The organism is Pseudonocardia sp. ICBG601, from assembly GCF_020496245.1.
This window is the reverse complement of sequence record NZ_JAHLJA010000136.1, coordinates 1-5785: the sequence shown is the minus strand read 5'-3', so window position 1 is coordinate 5785 and position 5785 is coordinate 1. Positions and strand designations below refer to the sequence as shown.

Sequence of the window (5785 nt, the reverse complement as noted above, 5' to 3'; positions counted from 1 at the left end):
TGGTCGACCTGGAGCGGGGTCGTCGCCCCGGCGGCTGGACGCCCGTCCTGCAGCAGCCCACGGCCGCGGAGCTCGCGGCGCGCGCCGACGAGGTCGCCCCGCCATCGGCGTTCGCCGAAGCGGCGCCGGAGCGGGCGAGTCCACGCAGGTCTTCTCGTCGCGGGCCTTCGGCGGACCGACCGACCCTGCGGTCCGGGCGGCGTCCACGGCGTTCGCCGAAGCGTGGACCGCCCAGACCCGGACCGCCCAGACCCGGACCGGCCGCCCGGCTCAGCACCAGCCTCAGGCCCAGACCGGCCGCAAGCGCCTCAGCAGCGCCCCGAGCGGCTCGCCGCCGTTCCTGAGCCGACGTCCCGTGGTCAGGCCTTGCAACCGCTGCGTCCCGCCGCGCCCGTCCCGTCCCTGTTCGCGGCCCCGAGCAAGTCCCGGTCGGGCGGGTGGCTGCGCGGACGCCGCTCCGCGAAGGACGCGCTGCTGCGCCGCATCCAGGCGCCGGTTCCGCAGTGTCGCCAGGTCGCGGTGATGTCGGTGAAGGGCGGCGTCGGCAAGACGACGGTCGCGGCGATGCTCGGCCTCACCTACGCGGAGCTGCGGGGCGACCGCGTGCTCGCCGTCGACGCCAACCCGACCTCGGCACGCTCGCCGACCGTCTCACCGGCGAGGTCGAGGTCGGCATCCAGCACCTGCTCGACTTTCTGTCCGACCGGCCGCGGTTCTCGGTCACCGACATCGACCGGTTCGTCAGCGCGTCGGGTCGGCTGCAGGTCCTCGCGGGCAGCCGGGACGCGTGCGCGGGCGACGCCTTCACCCCGACGAGTACGAGGAGGCCATCGCGGCGCTCTCGTGCTGCTACAACCTGATGGTCGTCGACACCGGCACCGGGCTCAGCCACGCCGCGCTCACCGGTGTGCTCGCGGGCGTCGACGGCGCGGTGATCGTCGCCGAGCCGACCGCCGACGCCGCCAGCCGCGCGTCCATGACGCTCGACTGGCTCACGCAGATCGGGCTGGGGAGTCTCGCCGCCGAGGCCGTCGTCGTGATGAGCCACGACCGCGGGAGCCGGGAGATCGACGAGCGCGCGGTGCGCGACTACTTCGCCGGACGCTGCTCGGCCGTCGTCGAGGTCCCCGCCGACCCGCACCTCGCGGCGGGCGGGCGGATCGACCGGGAGCGCTGCCGCCCCACCACTCGCGCCGCCTTCGAGCAGCTCGCCGCCGTCGTCGCCGACGGCTTCGCCACGCCGCGGCACAGGTCAGGTCAGCGCGCTGTGCCGGGAGGGTTCTGATGCAGGTCCGCACCGACGACGACGTGTACCGCGTCGACGCCGTCTGGCTCGGCCCGCCGAAGCTGACGTTCCCCTGGCGCGCCCGCTACGTCTCCTACGCGATCGGCCTGGTCGTGATGCTCGTGGTGATGGCGGTGCAGCGCTGGTTCGGCATCGGGTTCGGGGTGCTGTCGGTGGCGTGGGCCACTGCTCGTCACGGTCGCCGTGGTGCGGCTCGTCGGACGCCGCGTCGACGACGAGCGCCCGCTGTCGCACCTGGTCGGGTCGTGGTGGGCCGACGTGCGCACGCCGCGCCCGGTCGGCGGTCGTTCGTCGAGGTCCGGGCGATGAAGCTGCGCGGGAGTCTGCCCGGCCGCGGCACGGCGCTGCCCTTCATCGAGCAGCGGCCGGTCCGCATCGAAGCCGGGCGCACCGTGCCGACGTGGCAGACGGGCGACGCGGGCCTGCCCGCCCAGCCGCGCCTGGGCATCCGCGGGATCGCGGGCAACCTGACGCGCACCGAGCGCTCGATCACGGCCTGGTACCGGCTGTCGGCGCACCCGTGGAGCTTCCGCGGCGACGCCGAGCGGGAGCACCTGATGGCGCTGGTGGCGGGCCAGCTCGGCGGCCTCGCCGGACGCCACGTGCGGATGCGCGTCACCAGTCGTCCGTACCCCGTGCGGCGCTGGGCGGAGGGAGCGCACGCGAACGCCGTCGACCGTCCGCCCACCCCGGTCGGCTCGCTGAGCTGGCCTCGGTTCCTGCAGGGCGAGCAGCGCCACCTGGCCGCGGGTCTGCCCGGGCAGAAGGAGGTCTACCTCGGCGTCGACCTCGGCGGTGCCGACAACCCCCTGCAGCGGGCCGTCGAGGCGCTCGGGGGCCGTCCCCGTTCCGACCTCGACCGCGCCGTCGCGGAGATCGGCGACCTCCTCACCGGACCCGGCCTCGCCGCGGAGCCCGCCACCCCGGGCGAGCTGGTGTGGCTGCTGCTGCGCTCCCTCGGTCTCGGCCTGCCCGGTGCCACCGTGCCCGACCTGCCCGCCGACGTCGTGCTCGACGACGGCGACCTCGTCGCCCTCGCAGGCCAGGTCGCGCTGTGCGCCGCTCCCGGCGACCCGACGCTCACGGTGCTCGGCCGCGGCACCGACGGCACCGTCCGGCGCGGCAACCTCGTCGTGCTGACCGTCGGGCAGATGGAGGCGCTGCACGTCCCCGAGGCGGACGACCCGTGGATGCAGCGCACCGACCGGCTGCCCTTCCCCGTCGAGTGGTCGGCGCGGTTCGACGTGCGCCGCGCCGAGGACGTCAGCGGGGAGCTGCGGCGGCAGATGGGCAAGGTGCGCTCGCAGATGCGGCACTACGTCGCCGAACACGGCGAGGAGCCGCCGACGTCGCTCTCGCGCGCCGCCGACCAGGTGCTGGCCATCGAGGACGAGCTCTCGGTCGGGCTCACGCAGTGCACACCCGCGTCGCCGGGTGGTGGCGGATCGCGGTCCCGGCGCCGACGAGGCCGAGACGCTCGCCCGCGCCCAGCAGGTCGTCGACCTCTACCGACCGAAGGTGACGATCGAGCAGCCGCGCGGCAGTTCCGGCTCGCGCGCGAGTTCGTGCCCGGCGAGCGGTCGGCTCCACGGGGCACCGGCGCGCGGCTCGGCCGCCTGGGTCGCCGCCGCGATGCCGACGGCCGCCGCTCGTGTCGGTGACGACCACGGCGTCCTCCTGGGTGAGACGTGCACGGCCACGCGCCGTCCGGTGGCCTGGGACCCGTGGGCGGCGCAGGAGCACCACCAGCGTTCCGGGCTGACCGCGATCGTCGGCGGCCTCGGCTCCGGCAAGTCGTTCCTGACGGGGCTGCTCGTCCACAAGACGCTCCTGACGGGCGCCCGCTGGACGGTCCTGGACCCGTCCGGGCCGCTCGCGAAGCTCACCGAGCTGCCGGAGCTCGCGCCGTTCGCGCGGCACGTCAACCTCATGCGCGCCGCGCCGGGCGTGCTCAACCCGTACCGCGTCGTCGCGGAGCCGCGGCTCGCGCACTTCACCGACACCGCGACGGCCACGGCCGAGCAGCAGCTGCGCGAGGAGCGACGCGGCGCGGCGGCGACCCGGCGTCAGCTCGTCATGCAGGCGCTCACCGGCCTGCTCCCGCACGACGTCGCGAAGCTGCCCGAGACGCGGATCCGCCTGCAGCGCGCGGTGAAGGAGGTCGGCGGGGCGCCCGACCGCCACCCCGGCATGGTCGTCGACGCCCTGCGCGTGCGCGCCCTCGACGGCGACGAGCACGCGGCCGTGGTGGCCGACTTCCTGGAGGAGCGCCGCGACCTGCCGCAGGCGGCCCTGCTCTTCCCGCGCGACGACGGGGCGGGCGGGGAGACCACGGACCCCTGGCGCGCCGACGCCGACATCCGCTTGACCGTCCTGACGATGCAGGGGCTCGTGCTGCCCCGCCCGGGCAGCCCGCGCGACGAGTGGAGCGACACCGAGTCGCTCGGTGTCGAGCTGCTCAACCTCGCGTCGTGGCTCACGCAGCGCACGATCTACGAGGTCGACCGCGACCGGCGCAAGGGCGTCGCGCTCGACGAGACGCACTTCCTCTCGCAGTCCCGACGGGCAAGGCGCTGATCGACCGGTTGGCCCGCGACTCCCGCAAGTTCAAACGTCCGTGCGCTGTTCGCCTCGCAGCTGGCGGGCGACCTGCTGCGGGTCCCCGGGTTCGCGTCGCTGGTGGACGCCGTGTTCGTCGGCCGCACCGACGACGCCGAGGCGCAGACCGAGGCGCTGCGCCTGCTGCGCGTCCCGACGGGTGTCGGCTACGAGCCGCTGCTCTCGACGCCGGCCGTGCGGGGCCCCGAGGAGCCGCGCCGCTTCGTCTTCGCCGACGGCACCGGGGACGTCGAGGCCATCCGCGTCGACCTGTCCGCCGAGCACCTCGCGCACGTGCGCGCCGCGCTCGACACCAATCCCGACGCGGCCCGCCGCGCCGGGCCCGCGGTGCCCGTCGTCGACCGCGAGCTCCCGACGTGGCCCGGCGAGATCACGCCGCCCGTCGTCTGGGAGGCGGGTTGATGAGGCGCCTCCTCGTCGTCCTGACGCTCCTGGTCGGGACGCTGCTGCTCGGCGGCACCGCGTGGGCCGCGCCCGGCAGCTGCCAGATCCCGCCGGAGCCCGACCGCCCCGGCAGGTCTCGTCGGCATGCTCGACCCGACGCCCGAGGGCACGGGCCGTGATGACTCTGTGCCCGCTGCCGCGGGCGGGGATCCCTCGTCGGTCTACGGCGAGGTCGGCTACGCGGGCCACACCCTGGCGCACCTACGACGTCTGCTCGCGTCCCGACGCGACGGCCGCGAGCACCGACACGTGGCTGGGCAGCATGCTCTTCGACGGCGCGAAGACGATCGTCGCCGCCGCCAACGGGCTGCACTACCAACTGGGCGGGTCCGACCAGCTCGACGGCCTGGACGCGCTCCTGCACCAGGGCGTCCGAGCGATGTACTCCACGGTCTTCACGACGTGGGTCGGCCCGGCGCTGCTCGTGCTCGCGATCGGGCTGCTCGTGCTGGCGCGCGCGGCGACCTCGCGCGCCAGGCCCAGCGCGTCGGGGTCGCGGTGGCGGCGCTCGCGGTGGCGGGCGTGGCGTACGCGACGCCGTTGTCGCTGCTCAAGGCGTCCGACTCGGTGCTGCTGGACGGCGTCTCGCAGATGCAGCAGGGCTTCCTCGGCGAGCTCGGGGTCGGCGACCCCGACGCCCTGCCCGAGACGCTCGTCGACCAGATCGTCTACGCGAACTGGCTGCGCGGCGAGTTCGGCTCCGTCGACGCCCCGCAGGCCCGTGACCTGGGAAGGCCGCTGCTGCGCGCCCAGACGTTCACCCGGGCGAGGTGGCTGCGGGCGGGGACACCGCCGACGCCGCGAACCGCAAGAAGCAGGAGTTCACCGCGCTCACCGCGAAGATGGGCGACCGGTACCCGCAGTTCCAGGGCATCGCGGGCAGCCGCGTCGGCACCGGCGGCGTCGCGCTGCTGCAGTCGGTCGCGCTGGCCGCGTTCCCGCCGCGGCCAAGCTCGTGGTGTTCGTCGCGATGATCGTACTGCGGCTGCTCGTGCTCTTCGCGCCCTTGATCGCGGTCGTCGCGATCATGCGGCCGCAGATCCTCACCGGCCTGTTCCGGCTGGTGGCGGGGGTGCTGGCGAACGCGGTGCTCGCGGGCGCGCTCGCGGCGGCGCACGCGTGGCTGGTGGTCACGCTGCTGCGTCCCGACTCCGGGGTGGCGCCGCTGCTCACGCTGATCGTCGCCGCGACCGTCTCGATCGTCTTCTGGGTGCTGATCCGGCCCGTGCGCAGGCTGTTGACGCTCGGCGCGATGGTCCTGCCGCACCCGAACGGTCCGCGCGAGGTCGTGGCGGCCGGTCCGGCCGCCGCGCTCCCCGCGACCACCCCACCCGTCCGCGCCCCGCTCTCGACCATGCCCGTCCGGGCGTCCGTCGCGCGCGCCCTGCACCTCCCCCCGCACCGCCGCGATCGAGC

The 5785-nt window shown here is 75.3% G+C and carries 6 protein-coding genes and 2 pseudogenes; all 8 read left to right on the top strand.

Features of this window, described 5'->3' with window-relative positions; genetic code table 11:
• Positions 1–522: 522 nt before the first annotated feature.
• Positions 523–585, top strand: a pseudogene (locus tag KPL57_RS72830) (hypothetical protein); the annotation flags it as partial.
• A 202-nt stretch (positions 586–787) separates the two neighbouring features.
• Complete coding sequence (locus KPL57_RS27440) at positions 788–1285, top strand: hypothetical protein (protein ID WP_226353694.1); 498 nt, start codon at positions 788–790, stop codon at positions 1283–1285.
• Positions 1285–2967: a hypothetical protein gene (locus KPL57_RS27435; RefSeq protein ID WP_226353693.1), complete on the top strand. Its 1683-nt coding sequence runs from the start codon at positions 1285–1287 to the stop codon at positions 2965–2967. The genes KPL57_RS27440 and KPL57_RS27435 overlap by 1 nt, the downstream gene beginning before the upstream one ends.
• Before the next feature lie 49 nt (positions 2968–3016).
• Positions 3017–3883, top strand: a complete 867-nt coding sequence (locus KPL57_RS27430; protein WP_308253041.1) for an ATP-binding protein — start codon at positions 3017–3019, stop codon at positions 3881–3883.
• A gap of 102 nt (positions 3884–3985) precedes the next feature.
• Positions 3986–4327: a hypothetical protein gene (locus KPL57_RS27425; protein WP_226353691.1), complete on the top strand. Its 342-nt coding sequence runs from the start codon at positions 3986–3988 to the stop codon at positions 4325–4327.
• Positions 4327–4488: a hypothetical protein gene (locus KPL57_RS27420; protein WP_226353690.1), complete on the top strand. Its 162-nt coding sequence runs from the start codon at positions 4327–4329 to the stop codon at positions 4486–4488. The genes KPL57_RS27425 and KPL57_RS27420 overlap by 1 nt, the downstream gene beginning before the upstream one ends.
• Positions 4489–5139: 651 nt before the next feature.
• Positions 5140–5343, top strand: coding sequence for a hypothetical protein (locus tag KPL57_RS27415; RefSeq protein ID WP_226353689.1), 204 nt, complete (start codon positions 5140–5142; stop codon positions 5341–5343).
• Positions 5340–5785 (top strand): annotated as a pseudogene (locus KPL57_RS27410) (hypothetical protein); the annotation flags it as partial. The gene KPL57_RS27415 and the pseudogene KPL57_RS27410, both read left to right, overlap by 4 nt.